Source organism: Streptomyces sp. NPDC043812 (genome assembly GCF_056436245.1).
On record NZ_JBWKCY010000016.1, the window covers coordinates 126204 to 142574 of the forward strand.

Sequence of the window (16371 nt, forward strand, 5' to 3'; positions counted from 1 at the left end):
GAGGGTTGAGGGGAAGCTAGCGATCTCTCCGGGTTCTGTGAACACTTCTGCCATAATCGGACGCGCATTTCACGTCATTGGCACCCAGACGTGATCAATCTCGTTCAACACGCCGTCCATCAGGGCCTTTTCGTGGTCTTCCGGGTCGTGGCAGCGGGCTTCGCCGCCTTCGCGGCAGCTTTCTTCTCCTGCTTGTACGCACGAACCCGGGCCAGTGACTCAGGGCCCGTGATGTCCGCCGCGGAACGGTAGGCGTCCTCCTCGCCGTACGCCCCGGCCGCCTCCCGCCAGCCCTCGGGCGTCACCCCGTACTGCTTGCCCAGCAGGGCCAGGAAGATCTGCGCCTTCTGCTCGCCGTAGCCCGGCAGGGCCTTCAGGCGTTTCAGCAGGTCGGCGCCGTTCGCCGCGTCCCGCCACACGGCGCTCGCGTCACCGCCGTACTCGTCGACGAGGAACTGGCACAGCTCCTGCACCCGCTTGGCCATGGATGCCGGATAGCGGTGAACGGCCGGCTTCTGCCGCAGCAGCTCGCTGAACGCCTCGGGGTCGTACGCAGCGATCCGGGCGGCGTCCAGGTCGTCGTCGCCGAGGCGCTGCGCGACCGTGTACGGGCCGGTGAACGCCCACTCCATGGGGATCTGCTGGTCGAGCAGCATGCCGACCAGGGCGGCGAGCGGGCTGCGGCCGAGCAGTTCGTCGGCCTCGGGCTGCTGGGCGAGGTGAATGGTGGCATCCATGTCCCCGATGATCGCCCGGCCGTCTGCCGTCCGCCAGCGCCGCGGGCGGGCCGGGTGGCGGGGTGTCACCCGTATGCGCCTGCCGGCGGTCAGGACCTCAGCCGGGCCGCCCGCATCTGCAGATAGCGCACCTCGGGCAGGCTGAGCGTGTGCTGTGCGGCCGCCCCGTAGGCGGTCAGCGCCCCTTCGCGGTCGCCCGCCCGCTCCAGCAGGTGCGCCCGGACGGCCTCCAGCCGGTGATGGCCCTTCAGCCGGTCTTCCAGCCGTGCGACTTCGTCGAGCCCGGCGCGCGGGCCCCGGACCATCGCGACGGCCACCGCGCGACCGAGCTCCGCCATCGGTTCCGGGAAGCGGTCGACGAGAACGTCGTACAGAGCGAGGATCTGCGGCCAATCGGTGTCCTCGGCGCGGGCCGCCTCGTCGTGGAGCGCGGCGATCGCCGCCTGCAACTGGTACGCGCCGGCGGGGCCCTGCGACAGAGCCTCCTCCACCAGAGCGGTGCCCTCGTCGATCGCGGCCCGGTCCCAGTGGCTCCGGTCCTGCTCCTCGAGCGGGATCAGTTCGCCGTGCGGACCGGTGCGGGCAGGGGTGCGTGCGTCGGTCAGCAGCATCAGCGCGAGGAGTCCGGTGACCGCGCCCTCGCGCGGCAGCAGCGTGCGCACCGCGCGGGTCAGCCGGATCGCCTCGCGCGCCAGGTCGGAGCGGTGCAGGGCCTGGCCCGACGTGGCGGTGTACCCCTCGTTGAAGATCAGGTAGAGCACCTGGAGCACGACGGCGAGGCGGGCGTCGCGGTCCTCGGGGCCCGGCGGGCGGAACGGCACACCCGCGATCTTCTGCTTCGCCCTGCTGATGCGCTGCGCCATCGTCGCCTCCGGCACCAGATGCGCCCGCGCGATCTCGGCGGTCGTCAGACCGCCCACCGCCCGGAGCGTGAGCGCCACCTGCGCGGCCGGCGTCAGCTCAGGACGGCTGCACAGGAAGAGGAGGGTGAGGGTGTCGTCCTCGGACGGGGCGCGGCTCTCACCGGGCGGGGGCGCGGTGAACGCGTCCCGCGGGGTGAGCTGCGCCGCGGTCTCCTCGCGCCGACGCCGCGCCTCCTCGGCGCGCAGCAGATCGGTGAGCCTGCGCGAGGCGACCCTGATCAGCCAGCCGCGCGGGTTGTCCGGCACCTCGCCCCCGGGCCACTGCTGTGCCGCGGCCAGCAGTGCCTCCTGCACCGAGTCCTCGGCCAGGTCGAAGTGGCCGTAGCGCCGTACGAGTGCGCCGAGGACCTGCGGCGCGTGCCGGCGCAGCAGGTCCTCGACCTCCCTCGTACCCATCAACACACATCGCCTCCGCCGTCGAGGATGGGACGGATGACCACCGGATATTCGGTGGAGCCCTCCGGGGCCGGGCACTGGGCGACCCGTGCCGCGATCTCCGTCACCCGCTCCAGGCTCTCGCAGTCCAGCACCCAGTAGCCGGCGAGGAGTTCCTTCGTCTCGCCGTAGGGCCCGTCCGTGATCACCGGGCGGCCGTCCTTGCCGGCCGTGACGTACCGGGTGAGCGCAGGCTCGGCGAGCCCCTGGCCGTCCACCAGCTCGCCGGACTCGGCGAGGTCGTCGTTGACGGACTGCATGAACGAGAACATCGCCTGCATGTCCTTCTCGCTCCACGCCGGTGCCTCGGCGGAGCCGTTTCCGCGCATCGCCTCGTAGTCGGCCTGCGTGCCCTGAACCATCACCAGATACTTCATGGTCTCGCTCCTTCGGGATGGGGTCTCGCCCCTTCGTGCCGCCCCTTGTGGGCAACTCTCACAGGGGACGTCGGAGCCGATGACGGATTCTCGACAGGCGCGCCGGAGTTTTTCTCAGGAAGATGCCGGGACTGTCGTGATGAACCGGCGGTCCCGGGAAGAGACCAGGTCACGGGGGCCGGCGGCGCGCAGCACGACATCGAGGACGCCCTCGGGGTCCGCGCAGTAGCTGTGCGCGAACCACGGCATGTTGGCCTCCACGACCGCCCAGTGCTCCGCGCTCGTGTCCGGGTCCTGGACCCACCCGATGTCGACGGCCACCGCGCTCGGCAGCGTCCCGGCCACGTCGTCCAGCAGCCGCCGGGCGAACCGGAGCGCGTCACGATCCCGGGTATCCGCGCCGAGCGGCGCGGTGTCGAGGCGGCCGTGCACCGCGTACCGGCTCACTGCCGCCACCGCGCCGTCGAGCACGAACAGCCGGTACTCCACGGCGAACGTCACCACGTCCGAGACCAGCACGGCCGTGCTCGGACCGATGTCGTCGCCGTCGCGCGGCAGACGTGACCCGTCGGCATACACCGCTGCGGGCAGCGTCTTGTCGCGCGGCGGCTTCACGAACACCGGACGACTCGCGGCCCGCGCCGCGGACAGCGTGGTCAGCTCGATGCGCCGCCGCGTGTACTGCTCCGGAAGCTGTACGAGCCAGTCGTCGGCGGGTTCCAGCAGCGCGAACCCGGCCGGGCCGGCGGCGCGAGCGGCGGCGAGCGGACCGCCGTACCAGTGCACGGCGCGGCCGGCCACGGCGTCCAGTGCGTCCGGTCCGGTCAGTACCGCCACGTCCATGCCGCGTCCGGTGGCGGCACGAGCCAGCAACCCGGTCGTCGACGTGTCCTGAGCGGAGGTGAGCAGCACCCGCGGCGCCTCGTCCATCGTTCCCCCCTGATCGAGTCGCTCAGCCTACGGCGGACGACGATCCGGTCGGCAGGGCACGGTTGTCGGGGTCGTCGGAACCCCTCGGCGCAGCCCGCGACCCCTCAGCGCAGCCCGTGCCGGCGGGCCACCAACCGCTCGACTGCCGCCCTCGGGAGCAGCCTGCGCAGCGCGAAGACCACGGGTGCGTTGCTGCCCACCGCGTACAGCGGCCGGGGACGCGGTGCCTCGATCGCCCTGACGACGGTCCCCGCGACGCGGGCGGCCGATATGCCCCTGGCCTCGTTGGCGTTGAGCGCGGCCAGCATCGTGCGGTACTCGTCCAGGAACGGCGAGTCGTCGGCCACGTACTGGGTGCGGCGCTCGCTGATGCCCGTGTTGATCGCGCCGGGCTCCACGGTGGTGACCCCGACGCCGTACGGGGCGACCTCGCGCCGCAGCGAGGTGGCGAAGCCCTTGACCGCCGCCTTGGAGGCGACGTACGACGAGCGGTACGCGAGCGGGAAGCTGGCCAGCATCGAGCCGACCATGACGACCCGGCCGTGGCGGCGGGCCCGCATGCCGGGCAGGACCAGCTGGGTGAGTCGTACAGCACCGAGCACGTTGAGCCGGAACAGCCGCTCCAGTGCCTCGGTGGGCAGCTCCTCGAGCGGCCCGTTCTGGCTCTCGCCCGCGTTGTTGACCAGGACGTCCACGTCGCCCGCCGCGGCCGCGCACGCCTCGATCGAGGCGTAGTCGGTGAGGTCGAGCGCCAGGTACTCGACGCCGGGGAGCGGGTCGGTGACCGAGGCGGGGTCGCGGCTGGTGCCGTACACGCGGTAGCCGCGGCCGACGAGCGCGGCGGCGACCGCCGCGCCGATCCCGGACGAGGCGCCGGTCACCAGGGCAGTAACCCGGGCCGTCATGCGAGCCTCCGGGCGATCGCGCGGCCCGCGGCACGGCCGGAGAAGATGCAGCCGCCGAGGAACGTGCCCTCCAGCGCGTTGTAGCCGTGCACGCCGCCGCCGCCGAAGCCCGCGACCTCGCCCGCCGCGTACAGGCCGTCGAAGGCGGTGCCGTCGGGGCGGACGACCTGTGAGTTCAGCGTCGTCTCCAGACCGCCGAGGGTCTTGCGGGTCAGCAGATGCAGCCGTACGGCGATCAGCGGCCCGTGCGCCTCGTCGAGGAGACGGTGGGGTTTGGCGACGCGGGTGAGCTTGTCGGGCCAGTACGCACGGGCGTTGTTGATGGACATGAGCTGGAAGTCCTTGGAGTAGGCGTTGCCCACCTCGCGGTCGCGGGCCACGATCTCCCGCTCGACCTGCGCGAGATCCAGCTGCGGGCCGGGTGCTATCGCGTTCATGCCCTCGACGAGCTCCTTGAGGGTGCGCCGTACGACGAAGTCCTCGCCGTGGTCGAGGAACGCCTGGACGGGACCGGGCGCGCCCTTCTTCACACGGGAGAGCACCAGCTTCAGGTCCTTGCCGGTGATGTCCGGGTTCTGCTCGGAGCCGGAGAGCGCGAACTCCTTCTCGACGATCTCCCGGGTCAGCACGAACCACGAGTAGTCGTGGCCCGTGCTCACGATGTGCTTCATCGTGGCGAGCGTGTCGTGCCCAGGGAACAGCGGCACGGGCAGCCGCTTACCGGTGGCGTCCAGCCACAGCGACGACGGGCCGGGGATGATCCGGATCGCGTGGTCGGGCCAGATCGGATCCCAGTTCTTGATGCCCTCGGTGTAGTGCCACATGCGGTCGCGGTTGACGATCGAGCCGCCCGCGTCCTCGGTGATCTCCAGCATGCGGCCGTCGACGTACGCCGGAACTCCGGTGATCATCGACTGCGGTGGCCGGCCGAGTCGGTCGGCGGGCCAGTTCTTGCGGACCAGATCTCCGTTGCCGCCGATGCCGCCGGAGGTCACCACCACGGCCTGCGCCCGCAGTGCGAACTCGCCCGCAGTCTCGCGGGACGAGGCGACACCCCGCGGCTGCGACGACGGTTCGAGCACGGTCCCGCGCACACCGACGGCCGCACCGTCCTCGACGATCAACTCGTCCACCTGGTGGCGGTACTTGAAGGTGACCAGCCCGCGGGCGGCCGCTGCGAGCACCGGCTCACGGAACACCCGGACCACTTCGGGGCCGGTGCCCCAGGTGAGATGGAAGCGGGGCACCGAATTGCCGTGCCCGGCCGCCGCACCCGCCCCGCGCTCGGCCCAGCCGACCGTCGGCATCACGCGCAGACCGAGCCGGTGCAGATAGTCCCGCTTCTCGCCGGCGGCGAACTGCACGTACGCCTCGGCCCACTTGCGCGGCCAGTGGTCCTCGCGCTCCCGGTCGAAACCGGCCGATCCCAGCCAGTCGGCGAGCGCCAGCTCGGCGGAGTCCTTGATGCCCATCCGGCGCTGTTCGGGGCTGTCGACGAGGAAGAGCCCACCCAGCGACCAGAACGCCTGGCCGCCCAGGTTGGCCTCGTTCTCCTGGTCGACGACGACCACCCGCCGTCCGGCGCGGGTCAGTTCGTACGTCGCGACAAGGCCGGCCAGTCCTGCGCCCACGACGATGACGTCGGCGTCCTCGCTCATCGGGTCTCCTCGTGATCCTCGGTGATGGGTGTGCTGTACGCCTGCAGAACGTTCAGGAACAGTTCCTCCCGCCGCCGGCGCGGCACCTCGTCGCCGGGTTCGAGGAGGACCTGCACGGCCGTGCCGTCGTGCACGGCGACCAGCGCCTGCCCGAGCGCGATCACGTCCGGCACGCGCCGTCCGGTCCGCCCCAGCGCATCGACGAGGACCGGCAGGATGGTGTCGAGAATGGCCTGCTCCCGGGCGGCCATCACACGGCGCAGCGACGGATTGCGCAGCGCGTGCGCGGTGAATTCGGCGGTCACGCGGTACCAGGCGTCGTCCACGGGGATTGCGGCGAGGGCGGCCCGCAGCGCCTCGTCCGGAGCGGCGGCCGGAACCTCCGACAGCGCCTCGCGCACATCGGCGAGCATGCGCTGCGAACGCTCCTCCCACATGACGAGGAACAGCTCGTCGAGGGAGGAGAAGTTGGAGTAGAAGGCGCCACGGGTGTATCCGGCCCGCTCGCAGATCTGCTCCACGGTCGAGCGGCCGAAGCCCTCATCGGCGAAGACGTGGAGGGCCGCGTCGAGCATGCGCCGCCGGGTCTGCGCGCGGCGCGCGGTGACGCGCTTGGGTGCGGTGGCGGTGGCGTCCCGGGTCGCGGGTGCGTTCATCGAAGATCCTCTCTTCGATACACGAACGTATCCGATGCATTTCTGTATCGACAAGGGCTGTGCAGGCCCGATGAGCCGGGGCCGATGAGCCGGGTCCGTGAGTGCGGCCGTGGAGCCGCCGGCCGTGGATGGGCCTAGCGTGGAGAAGGAGAGAGCATCGGCAGAGCGACAGGTGGGTCGCTCGACGGCCGCCCCCGGCCGTTCCGGCCGGGGACCCGCGAGACGGCGCCGCCCGATCGGCAGGTGACGCCATGACCAGCCGGGCCGGGACGGACCCCGGAGGCGGCTACGACGTGATCGTCGTCGGGACGCGCTGCGCCGGCGCGCCGACGGCGATGCTGCTCGCCCGCCTCGGCCACCGCGTGCTCGCCGTCGACCGGTCGACCTTCCCGAGCGACACGATCTCCACCCACCTGATCCACCCGCCGGGTCTCGCTGCCCTGGACCGGTGGGGGCTGCTGGAGCGGGTGGTCGCGACCGGCTGCCCGCCGATCGACACCTACGCCTTCGACTTCGGCGCGTTCAGCATCGCCGGGTCCCCCGCCGGTGAGGGCTTCGAGGCGTCGTACGCACCGCGCCGTACCGTCCTCGACAAGATCCTCGTCGATGCCGCCGCGGAGTCGGGTGCGGAGGTGCGCGAGGGGTTCACCGTCGAGGAGATCGTGTCCGACGGCGACAGGGTGACAGGGATCAAGGGGCACGGCAGGGACGGGAGGACCGTCACCGAGCACGCCCGCGTCGTCGTGGGCGCGGACGGGATCCACTCGTCGGTCGTCAAGGCGGTGGGTGCCGCGAGCTATGCGGAGAAGCCAAAGATCAGCGCCTACTACTACACGTACTGGGCCGGACTGCCGGTGCACGACACCTTCGAGGCCTATGACCGGGGGAACCGGGCCTTCGCCGCCTGGCCCACCAACGACGATCTGACGCTGGTCATCTGCGGCTGGCCGATGCGCGACTTCGAGGCCAACCGCGCGGATGTCGAAGGCAGTTACCACGCCACCATGGCCCTGGCGCCGCCCTTCGCCGAACGGGTGGCGGCGGCCACCCGGGCCGAGCGTTTCGTCGGCATGGCCATCCCCAACTACTTCCGCAAGCCCTACGGTCCGGGCTGGGTGCTGGTCGGGGACGCCGGATACCTGAAGGACCCCATCACCGCCCAGGGCATCCAGGACGCCTTCCGGGACGCGGAACGGTGCGCGCGGGCGCTCGACGACACGTTCGCAGGGCGCCGGTCGTTCGAGGAGGCCATGCGGGAGTCCCAGGAGAGCAGGGACGCCAAGGTCATGGGCATCTACGAGTTCACCGCCGACTTCGCGGCCATGGAGCCGCCGACGCCCGAACTGCAGCAGCTCCTGCTCGCGGTGTCGCAGAGCCCGTCGGCCAGGGACGAGTTCGCCAGGGTGACGGCCGGGGTGACACCCCCGGAGGAGTTCTTCGGGCACATGCAGGAGCGGATGAGCCGGCAGACCGGGCACGCCGCCTGATTCGGTCAGAGCCTGTCCGTCGCCCCGTTACGGGTGGGTGACGTACGGCGCGCGGTGCGTCCGAGCCCTCAGTGACCGGGGAGCAACCGGCTGCTTACGGTCCGGAAACCATGCCGGGCTGTGGCTTCCGTAGCGTCGTACAGCGTGAAGCGCATCTCATTACGCCGTCTGCCGCGACTGCCCGGCTGGACCACGATCCGCGGTCGCGTGGCCATCGTGCTCGCCGTTCCCACCTGCCTGTTGCTCGTCGTGACCGGCCTCGGCGTCGCCGACCGGGCGGCCGACTGGTCCGCGGCGCGCGAGACCGCCGGCCGGGTCGAACTGGTCATCAGGGCTCAGGGTCTCGTGCGCGAGCTGCAGCGCGAACGCGGCCTCACCAACGGACTGCTGGGGGGTGCTGCGGAGTACCGCGACGACGTCGACGCCCAGCGGGCCCGCACCGACACGGCCCGGTCCGGATTCGACGCCCTGCTCGATGCGGGGGCCGCGGGTGCCGACACCGCAGATGCCGTACGGGAGGCGACCGCCCCGGTCACGGAGTTGGCCGCGGTACGCAGCCAGGTCGACCGCGGGTCCGCCCGGCGGGGTCCGACCCTGGCCGCGTACACCGAGGCGATCGGCGGGTTGATCGGCGCCGCGGCAGCGGAGCCTGCTCGGGGTGACCGCGTCCTCGTCGACGCCATGGCCGCCCTGCAGGCCCTCGCCCGGGCCACCGAGGCCGTTGCCCTGGAGCGCGGGTTCCTCAACGGGGTGTTCGCCGCCGGGCGTTTCAAGGGGGATGAGTTCCTCGACTTCACCGAGGTGCGGGCGGACCGGCTCGCCTTCTTGCGTCAGTACGCCGAACTCGCCACCCCTGCCCAGCAGTCCGCGCTCGACGCGGCCTTCACCACCCGCGAGGCCCGGCCCGTCACCGGCTACGAGACACAGGCGGAGGGCGGCGCCGACGGTTCCCGGCTCGCCGTCGACCCCGGCGATTGGTGGGCTTCGATGACCGCGCTCGTCGACCAGCTCCATGGTGTGCAACGCAAGGTCGGTGCCGAAGTACGGGACCGCGCGGAACGGCTCGGGGACGACGCCACCGGCCAGCTCGGCGGCTTCATCGGCCTCGGCGTGCTGATCCTCGCCGTCGCCACCGCACTCGCGGTGCTCTCCGCCCGCGCGATCACACGGCCGCTCGCCGCACTCGCCGACGAGGCGGACGCGGTCGCCCGTACCGGACTGCCGGCCGCCGTCGCCCGGATCCAGGAGGCGGAGCCGGGCGACGACCTCGTCCACGAAGCGCCCGGTCCGGTGCCGGACAGCGCGCGCGAGTTCAGCCGGCTCGCCGCCGCTCTCCACAACGTCCAGCACACCGCGATCGGCCTCGCGACCGAGCAGGCCGTGCTGCGCCGCAACAGCTCCGAGTCGCTCGCCAGCCTCGGCCGCCGCAACCAGGCACTGCTCTCCCGGCAGCTCGGCCTGATCACCACGCTGGAGAGCCAGGAGATCGATCCGGACGCACTCGGCGAACTCTTCGAGCTCGACCACCTGGCGACCCGGATGCGCCGCAATGCCGAATCGCTGCTCGTGCTCGCGGGGGAGGATGTGCCGGCCCGTACCCGGGCCGGCACGGTGACGGCGGCCGAGCTGGTGCAGTCGGCGATCTCCGAGGTCGAGCAGTACCAGCGTGTTGCCGTGGTCGAGGTCCAGGAGGGCCGGATCCGCGGCCGGGCGTTCGCCGAGCTCTCGCACCTGCTCGCCGAACTCATCGAGAACGCCCTGGTCTTCTCGCTTCCCTCGCACCCGGTCGAGATCTATGGATGGCGCGACGGCGGCGAGTACCTGCTCGCGGTCGTCGATCGCGGAGTCGGCATGGCGGCCGAGGACCTGGCTCACTCCAACGCCCGGCTCGCCGGCCGGGAGTCCTTCCTGATCGCTCCCACCCGCTGTCTCGGCCACTACGTCGTCGGGACCCTTGCGGCCCGGCTCGGCGTCCAGGTCGAACTGCGTGCCACTCAGGGGCGGGGTGGGGCGGGCGGCGTCACGGCGTTCATCGCTCTGCCGGCGGCTCTCGTCGACGCGCCGGAGACGCATGCCGCGACGGCCGGGTGAATTCGGAGCGGCCGGGCGGGCGCGTGATCCGCTGCGTCGAGGTGCGGGTTCGCATTTGCCACCGGGTTGAGCCGGGAGCAGGCTGGTGGCATGGGTGCTCAGGACGGCCCCACGCTGATCACGTCCGTGCAGCGGGCCTTCCGCTTGATGGAAGCCGTCGGGTCACATGAGGGCGGGGCGCCGGCGAAGCAGCTGGCGCGCGAGGTGGGGCTGCCCCTGGCCACCACCTACCACCTGCTGCGGACCCTGACCCACGACGGATACCTGCGCAAGCTCGAGGACGGCGGGTTCGTCCTCGGGGACAGACTCGGCACGCTGCATGGCGGCAGCCGTGAGCAGGGACTGCTCTCGCGCATCCGTCCGACTCTCGCCACTCTGCGGGACGAACTGTCGGCCGCCGCGTATCTGACCTTCTACGAGGACGGCGAGATCCGGGTCGCCGAGATCGTCGACGGCCCACGGGCGCCGCGGGTCGATCTCTGGGTGGGATTCGAGGACGCCGGGCATGCCACGGCGCTGGGCAAGGCCGTGCTGCGCGAGCTGGACGGCGAATCCCGCGACGACTACCTCTCCCGGCACGGCCTCGCGGACCTCACGCCCCGCACCATCACCCACCGCTCCGAGCTGCTCCGTGAGCTCGACTCGGCGCCCGCCGCCCCGGCCATGATGGACCGGGAGGAATACACGCTCGGTACGGTCTGCGTCGCGGTACCCGTGTACAGCGGCGAGAAGCTCGGCTCGCTCGGTGTCTCCCTGCGGGCGGACCGGCCGACCCATGTCGAGCGGGCCCGAGCGCTGCTGCTCCCGACAGCGGGTCGTGTGACCAGGGGGCTGTCGCTCACTATCTGAAATCCCTGGCCTTGTGACTCTCCCGCGTCCACGTGTTTCCTGGATAAAACGGATGAACGGCGCGAATGGAGTGACAGTTGCGGATCACAGGGCAGGCTCGAGAAGGTACATGCGCCCGCCGACTGGTCCGACTTCTGAACCTCTCGCTCCGCTCCGACTCGGCGGCCCGGCCGGACGATCACCCGGAGGCGGCCCCCTCCTCGGGCGCGGAGACGTCCGGCAGGCCCGGCGCCGGCTTCCACTTCTCCGCCGTCACGCCGGTACTGGTTGTCGCCGCCGTGGCGCTCCTCGCGCTCATCGGCGGATCCGGGATGGCCTGGCTGCCGCTGCTCGCCGTCGCGCCCGCGCTGGCGGCCGCCACGAGCAGGCTGCGGGCGGTCCTGCGTATCGGCTTCCTCGCCGTGGCGCTGGGCGTCGTGCTCGGCATCCGTAGCGGTGCGCCGGCCCCTGACCAGGCGATCCTGCTGTCCGCGCTGGCGGCCGTCACCCTGGCGAGCGCCCTGGCAGGCGCGCTGCGCGAGCGACGGGAACGCGTACTGGCGGACGTCCGCTCGGTCGCCGAAGCCGCCCAGCACGCCCTCCTGACACCCGTGCCGGCGGCGGTCGGCCAGTTCCAGGTCGCCGTGCGCTACAGCGCCGCCGCGGCGGAGGCCCGCATCGGCGGCGATCTCTACGCACTCGTGTCGACCCCGTACGGGGTCCGGCTGATCGTCGGCGACGTACGAGGCAAGGGCCTGCCCGCGGCCGGCACCGCCGCCCTGGTGGTCGGTGTCTTCCGCGAGGCCGCCTACGACGAGCCGGACCTCCTGGATGTCGTCGCCAGGATCGAGCGGAGCCTGGCGCGCAACCTCGGTGCCGACGACTTCGTCACGGCGGTGGTCGCAGGGTGCCCCGCGGACGGGCGCCTGGAAGTGGTCAACTGCGGACACACCCCTCCGCTGCTGATCCGTGATTCCGCGGTCATGGCTGTCGAACCGGCCCGTCCGGCCCCGCCCCTGGGGCTGAGCGCCCTCACCGGTGAGACGCCGGATCTCCATGTGCTGCCGTTCACCGACGGCGACCAGTTGCTCCTCTACACCGACGGGGTCACGGAAGCCCGCGACCGGAATCGTGAGTTCTACCCGCTCACCGATCGGGTGGCGCGGCATGTGTCGGACGAGCCGCCGCGGACCCTCGACGCGCTCCACGACGATCTGCTGGCCCACGTGGGCGGTCGGCTCCAGGACGACGCGGCGCTCCTCCTGCTCCGGAAGCCGGCCGTGGTCGGCCCGGTGGCCGCGGCTCAGTGCCCGGCGCCGGCCGGTGCGGAGTCCTTCCGCCCGGCCACGGCATCGTGACCCGGCCTCGACCGCTGCAGCGCGCCGTCACGGCGCAACGATCGGCCCCCGGGAGAACGTGTCCCGGGGGCCGATGTCACAGCCCGAGGCCGCTACGACGAGTGGATGTCAGTTGGCGTCGACCAGGTCGTGCGCGGGCACCTTCACCGTACGGGCGCCCTTCGTGCCGCCCAGCACGATCTTGCGCAGAGCGCTGTTGTTGTTGAGGTTGGTCTCCTTGAGCCGCTTCTCGGGGTTGGCCAGCACCTGGATGTAGTAGGTGCCGTTCGGCAGATTGGTGATGTCGAACGACTGGCCGGGCAGGTCCTGGGTGTAGGTGTCGCCGGAGCCGACGTCGAGCACCTCACGGACGGAGATCGAGTTCTCCTGGCCGCACGCGGTGGACAGGTCGGTGTTCTCCGGGTGCCAGTTGGCGTTCTTCACCGTGTAGTCCACGGCATCGGTGTTCGCCAGGCAGAAGGCCTCCTTGCCGCTGCGCACGGCTTCCTTCTGGTCGGCCTTGAGGAGCCGGTAGCTGGCGAAGTCCGTGAAGTGCCAGTGCTCGTGGCCGGTGCGCGGGTCCCACTCCATGGTGCCGGTGGGCGTGTAGCCGACCTGCTTCCCGTTCGCGTCGTAGAAGTACTGGTAGGCGTCCATCAGCTTCTTGCCGGGGGAGCGGAAGCCGTCCACCACGAGCTGAGCCGGGCCCGCGTTCCACACGTTGGCGCTGAAGGCCAGATAGTCCTTGCCGGGGACGTCGTCTCCGCCGTCGCTGATCGTGATGCCGTAGGCGGGCAGCGAACGCAGGTCGGGCTTGGGCACGTCAGGAACCGACGGCTTGCCCGTCGGCCGCTGCGCACGGGGCATCAGCGCGGGCGCCTGCCGGGAACCGTCGGTCTGCCCGACACCGTCGCCCACCTTCGCCGCGGCCCGGAGACCGGCCCGCTTGAGCGCCCACGGCAGGGCGGGCGGCGCGGGGGTGTGAGGCCCGTGGCCGACGTTGTACGACGGCACCGCCCCGCTCGTCGCGGCCGCCGGTGCCGGTGTGCGCATCGCGCCGTGACCGGCATGCCCGGCAGCGTGGTGCCCGTGCTTCGCCGCGGACGAGGTGCGGTTCTCCTCCCAACTGCGCTCGCGTACGGTCACCTTGATCGTCTGCGGCTTGTCCGCGATGCCGAACGCGTCGCGATAGCGCTTCGCGACGGACACCTTCGCGGTGTATTTCCCGACCGGGAGGGCGGTCGGCTCGGAGTAGGCCCCGGAGTACGTGTTGGACGCCCAGCCGTTCTCGACACCCCACACGGAGCCGAGGGTGAACGGGTTCACCGGGCAGCTCTGCGGATACTTCGACTTGCTCGGCGCATCGGGGCGTACGCGCCCGGACGCGTTGTTCGGGCAGAAGGACTCCGACTTCTTCAGCACGGTCTTGCCGGCGGCGTCGGTGAGGGTGATCTCGGCGAATCCGGGAAGCCCGGAGAAGTCCTTCACCATGCCCGCGGGCAGCGTTTTGGTCCGGGTCTTGTTCCCCTCGCGGATGATCTGCGTCGCGACGATCGGGTCCTTGTAGGACTTGCGGCTCACCTTGAACTCGAAGGGTCCGTTCTCGGCGGTGACGTACGTACCGAGGTCCAGGTAGACGCCTGGTTCTTCCTTCCACGAGTCGAGGGTCACCGAGGTGGAGGCGGCGATCAGGCTGAGTGTCGGCGTGGACGGTGCCTTCTTGGCGTCGGGAGCGGCGGCCACGACGCCTGCCGTGACGGCGATCGCCGCGACGGCGGCGATCGCCGAACGTCCTAGGCGCACCTGCTGGGATCTGGTCATCATTCCTCGTTTTCCGAGTGCCTGACGGGTCGGTGGAATGAACAGCGGCGTGCGGGAGTCCGGCCGAACCGGGTCAGGGTGCGCCGGGTTCTGATCGCGAAGCTGTCCCCCCGCCAGTGATGAGGGGGAGAACGGGGTCCTGGGTTGTCTGTGAGCACGCGAGTGCCGGATCGTTGGCTCAAAGACACCTATGGGGCATCGGGTGCCGACGGGACGGCAGGGCAGCCGGCCGCCTCGGCCTCAGCCGCCTGATGCCGGACGGTTTGCCTGCTCCCAGGGCCAGTCGGCGTCCAGCCCGGCCTCCAGGAGCGGGATCAGCCGGAAGGCCACGTCGCTCAGTCCGCCGAAGGTGTGGCGGTACGGCCCGGCGCCGGTGTGGCCGAACGCGTAGCCGGCCAGATTCCAGGTGTAGACCGGAATCGTCTGGGGAACGGCGCTCAGCGGGTCGCGGTCGGGCGTCCAGCAGGCCTGTTCATCGGTGACGACGACCACCCGGTCGTGCTCCCGGTAGTGCCGGGTGACCGCTCCTGCAGTGTCCGTGCCGCCGAGGTTGTGGAACCGGTCCAGGCTCCGCAGAACGGATTCGCCGGGCCCGAGCTCGATCGGCAGGCTGTCGGTGCCGAACTCGACAAGATCGGCGTGCTCGGCCCGCAGGGCCAGCGCGATGCCGAAGATCGCGGCGGTGTCCGCCCGGTTGAGTTCGCTACTGGCGCTGGGGCGGTCGAACATCGAAACGGAGCGGTCCACCAGGATCAGTGTCCGGCCGGCCAGGGCGGGCACATTGCCCAGCGAGTGCCTGAGGGCCTCCTCGAGAGCCGGCCCCCAGCGAGGCGACGGCGCGTTGCGGTGCGCGGCCAGGTACCGGAACGGGAACTGCCGGGAACGGGCCACCTCGACCGGGTCGGCGATCCGGCGGGCCACTTCGGCGGCGACCCGGTCCGAGACCCCGGCGTTGTCGAAGTTGCGCAGATTGCGCACCAGCGCCATCGGCCCCATCGAGGGAATGACGGCCTCCCAGACCGCGGCATCCATCGGTCCGTGCAGCCAGCCCGCCAGCGCCTCCCAGGTCATCCCCGCCGCTGCCAGCCGCTCGGCCCCGTCCGGCCCGGTGACCAGTGCGTACCGCTCGCCGACCGGGACGGACATCAGCGCATGGTGGGCGCAGAGGAGCCGTTCGCCGACGGGCGGCAGCGCGTGCTCCGGACGGTGGCACCTGTCCAGGGCGTACCGGAAGAGCTCCCCCTGCCACGGCCGGTCCGCCGCCGGGGCGGGGTGGGCCAGCTCCAGGACGTGGCCGAAGCGGTGGCCGCGGGAGCCGGTGTCGTACTTGAGCAGAGCGCGGCCGGTGTACAGCCGGCGGACGGCGTCGGCGACCCCGCGCTTGACCGGCTGCGGCAGCCCCCGGCCGTACCGCGCGGACCAGAGGTCCAGCAATTCACCCGGCTCGTCCGGCCGTTGGAGGACGGCTTCGACCGCCTGCCGCGAGAAGCCCGGGGTCCCGGCGTCCAGGCGGGCACGGACGAACTCGGCGGCACCGGTCAGTGATGCCGTCCGCATCAGGGCCTCGGTCCGCAGCCACCGAAGGAGGCCGAGGGTCCACTCGGGGTCGCTGACCGCGAGCCTGCGGATCAGCCCGGCGTAGCGCAGATCGCGGTCGCTCGCGCTCTCGTAGAAGGTGTGCTGTCCGGCCATGTTGGCGACGGCGAGCAGAAAGAGCTCGGACTTCGGATCCCGGACGTAGCCGGTTCCGCCCTGGTGGTTCCACGGGACTGCGGCGGCCGGCCCGGGCAGGTGCCCGGCGGTGGCCGGCAGGGGCCGGCAGCCTGCCGGTGGAGTGGCCCATTCGCCGTGGGTGGAGAGCCGAGAGGTCGCTCCGCCTGCGGTGAGGCCCGGTAGTTCGGCCCGGATCTCTGCCCTGGCGTCGGCCTTGTTCCGCCGGCGGTTGAACCGGGTCATGCAGAAGTCCCCCTGGTGGGCGATGGGTCGGAGCGTGGCGCCGCGTGGCGTGGCGGCGCGGGTGTGGGTGCGGCGGGTGCCGTTCGGTGACAGGGCACACGGCAGGGCATGGTTCGGGGCGGTGCACGGCGGGTCGGGCCGGGTCGCGGAGGTGCGCGCCTCCCGAGATCAAAGCTGGGCACCGGTGATTTTTTTCGGGAAGTAACCGGGGCACGGGCGCACCGGGAGGC

General features: G+C 71.6%; 13 protein-coding genes. 4 read left to right on the plus strand and 9 right to left on the minus strand.

The features are described 5' to 3' along the window. Positions 1 to 119: 119 nt before the first annotated feature. From AC067Z_RS23680 to AC067Z_RS23710, 7 genes are all read right to left on the minus strand, one after another. Positions 120 to 737 (minus strand): HhH-GPD-type base excision DNA repair protein, encoded by a 618-nt coding sequence (locus AC067Z_RS23680; protein ID WP_478791571.1) that lies wholly within the window; start codon positions 735 to 737, stop codon positions 120 to 122. An 89-nt stretch (positions 738 to 826) separates the two neighbouring features. Further along, positions 827 to 2056: an RNA polymerase sigma factor gene (locus AC067Z_RS23685; protein ID WP_478791572.1), complete on the minus strand. Its 1230-nt coding sequence runs from the start codon at positions 2054 to 2056 to the stop codon at positions 827 to 829. Further along, positions 2056 to 2472, minus strand: coding sequence for a YciI family protein (locus AC067Z_RS23690; RefSeq protein WP_478791573.1), 417 nt, complete (start codon positions 2470 to 2472; stop codon positions 2056 to 2058). Before AC067Z_RS23690 ends, AC067Z_RS23685 begins: the two co-directional genes overlap by 1 nt. Positions 2473 to 2586: 114 nt before the next feature. Next, positions 2587 to 3402: an ATP-grasp domain-containing protein gene (locus tag AC067Z_RS23695; protein ID WP_478791574.1), complete on the minus strand. Its 816-nt coding sequence runs from the start codon at positions 3400 to 3402 to the stop codon at positions 2587 to 2589. A 104-nt stretch (positions 3403 to 3506) separates the two neighbouring features. Further along, positions 3507 to 4307: an SDR family oxidoreductase gene (locus tag AC067Z_RS23700; RefSeq protein ID WP_478791575.1), complete on the minus strand. Its 801-nt coding sequence runs from the start codon at positions 4305 to 4307 to the stop codon at positions 3507 to 3509. After that, positions 4304 to 5965 (minus strand): FAD-binding dehydrogenase, encoded by a 1662-nt coding sequence (locus tag AC067Z_RS23705; protein WP_478791576.1) that lies wholly within the window; start codon positions 5963 to 5965, stop codon positions 4304 to 4306. Before AC067Z_RS23705 ends, AC067Z_RS23700 begins: the two co-directional genes overlap by 4 nt. Continuing rightward, entirely contained in the window at positions 5962 to 6621 is a 660-nt protein-coding gene (locus tag AC067Z_RS23710; protein ID WP_478791577.1) for a TetR/AcrR family transcriptional regulator, read from the minus strand. The genes AC067Z_RS23705 and AC067Z_RS23710 overlap by 4 nt, the downstream gene beginning before the upstream one ends. A 251-nt stretch (positions 6622 to 6872) precedes the next feature. On the opposite strand from AC067Z_RS23710, the gene AC067Z_RS23715 reads away from it, so the two are divergent. The 4 genes from AC067Z_RS23715 (at position 6873) to AC067Z_RS23730 (ending at position 12385) form a co-directional block, all read left to right on the plus strand. After that, positions 6873 to 8108: an NAD(P)/FAD-dependent oxidoreductase gene (locus tag AC067Z_RS23715; RefSeq protein WP_478791578.1), complete on the plus strand. Its 1236-nt coding sequence runs from the start codon at positions 6873 to 6875 to the stop codon at positions 8106 to 8108. A 144-nt stretch (positions 8109 to 8252) separates the two neighbouring features. Continuing rightward, entirely contained in the window at positions 8253 to 10199 is a 1947-nt protein-coding gene (locus tag AC067Z_RS23720; RefSeq protein ID WP_478791579.1) for a sensor histidine kinase, read from the plus strand. Between the two features lie 90 nt (positions 10200 to 10289). Beyond that, positions 10290 to 11048, plus strand: a complete 759-nt coding sequence (locus tag AC067Z_RS23725) for an IclR family transcriptional regulator (RefSeq protein WP_478791580.1) — start codon at positions 10290 to 10292, stop codon at positions 11046 to 11048. A gap of 311 nt (positions 11049 to 11359) precedes the next feature. Then, entirely contained in the window at positions 11360 to 12385 is a 1026-nt protein-coding gene (locus AC067Z_RS23730) for a PP2C family protein-serine/threonine phosphatase (RefSeq protein ID WP_478791639.1), read from the plus strand. 108 nt (positions 12386 to 12493) lie between these two features. Here AC067Z_RS23730 and AC067Z_RS23735 read toward each other — a convergent pair whose 3' ends face one another. Beyond that, positions 12494 to 14188 (minus strand): lysyl oxidase family protein, encoded by a 1695-nt coding sequence (locus tag AC067Z_RS23735; RefSeq protein ID WP_478791581.1) that lies wholly within the window; start codon positions 14186 to 14188, stop codon positions 12494 to 12496. A 237-nt stretch (positions 14189 to 14425) separates the two neighbouring features. Next, positions 14426 to 16141 carry a TROVE domain-containing protein gene (locus AC067Z_RS23740; RefSeq protein ID WP_478791582.1) on the minus strand — a complete coding sequence of 572 codons (1716 nt, stop codon included), beginning with the start codon at positions 16139 to 16141 and terminating at the stop codon, positions 14426 to 14428. Positions 16142 to 16371: the final 230 nt, after the last annotated feature.